This is a genomic window from Pseudomonas sp. MWU13-2862, from assembly GCF_023242495.1.
In the GTDB taxonomy this organism is placed as follows: Bacteria; Pseudomonadota; Gammaproteobacteria; order Pseudomonadales; family Pseudomonadaceae; genus Aquipseudomonas; species Aquipseudomonas gingeri_D.
Window position 1 is genome coordinate 1 of record NZ_JALMEZ010000039.1, and the last position, 1,381, is coordinate 1,381.

General features: G+C 60.0%; 1 protein-coding gene. It reads left to right on the forward strand.

Annotated elements, in window-relative coordinates; translation table 11 throughout:
• Positions 1–127 precede the first annotated feature (127 nt).
• Positions 128–1,324: an IS256 family transposase gene (locus M5C56_RS32270; RefSeq protein ID WP_103499347.1), complete on the forward strand. Its 1,197-nt coding sequence runs from the start codon at positions 128–130 to the stop codon at positions 1,322–1,324.
• Positions 1,325–1,381: the final 57 nt, after the last annotated feature.

Here is a 1,381-nt window from a genome sequence, read left to right on the forward strand (position 1 = left end):
GATCGTGTCCCGGGAAGTGGTGTAACTGAACCAACCGAAGGCGCCCTGCGGGCGAAAGAGGTTGGTCATCGTGGTTTCTGGCTAACGTTGAGTTTGCGAAGACCTAACGAACACCAGGAAAACCACGATGACCAAGTCCACTATCGCATTGACCGAGCTGGTTGAGAAAGGGGCAGACGCCGATCTGCTCAAGCAAATGATTCAGTTCGTTGCCCAGCGCATGATGGAGCTCGATGTCGAAGGCCTCTGCGGCGCCGGCTTCGACGTCAAAAGCCCAGACCGGGTGAACAGCCGCAACGGCTACCGGGATCGCCTGTGGCAAACCCGCGCCGGAGACGTTGATCTCAAGATCCCCAAGCTGCGCCAAGGCAGCTATTTCCCTGGCTTCCTTGAGCCTCGGCGCACCGCCGAGAAAGCCATGGCCGCAGTGATTCAGGAAGCCTATATCCAGGGTGTTTCAACTCGTTCCGTAGACCAGTTGGTCAAGGCCATGGGCATGACCGGCATCTCCAAGAGCCAGGTCTCGCGACTGGCCGGCGAGATTGACGAGCGTGTCAACGCGTTCCTGGATCGCCCGCTTGAAGGTGACTGGCCCTACCTCTGGATTGATGCCACCTACGTCAAAGTACGGGAGGCCGGGCGTATTGTGTCGGTCGCCGTCATAATCGCCGTGGCGGTGAACACCAATGGTGGCCGGGAAATCCTGGGCATGCGCGTCGGCCCTTCGGAAGCAGAGCCGTTCTGGACGGACTTCCTGCGAAGCCTGATGCGACGTGGCTTGCGCGGTGTAAAGCTGGTGATCTCTGATGCCCACGAAGGGCTCAAAGCCGCCGTATCCAAAGTGTTTCATGCGACCTGGCAACGCTGCCGGGTACACTTCATGCGCAACGCCATGGCCCATGTCGGCAAGGGCCAGCGCACCATGGTGGCGGCCTTGCTGCGCACCGTCTTCGCCCAGGACAGCCGAGCCGAATGCCATCAGCAATGGCGCCTGGTCGCGGATCAGTTACGGGAAAAGTACCCCAAGATCAGCGCGCTCATGGATGGCTGCGAAGACGAAGTGCTGGCCCACATGGCTTTCCCTAAGGCACACCGGCAGCAACTGCACAGCACTAACCCGCTGGAACGGCTCAACGCCGAGATCAAGCGCCGAACCGAAGTCGTAGGGATCTTCCCAAACGACCCGGCGATCACCCGGCTGGTCGGGGCGATGTTGCTGGAGCAGAACGACGAGTGGTGCCTGCAACGGCGCTATATGCAGTTGGAGGCTTTCGAGGCGGTCAGCGATAATCCGCAGGCCAAGCTGTCGGCCGTGATCAACTAAACGGCAAACTCAGTGGCCAGAGCCATGATGAGTTACACCACTTCCTGGGACACGATC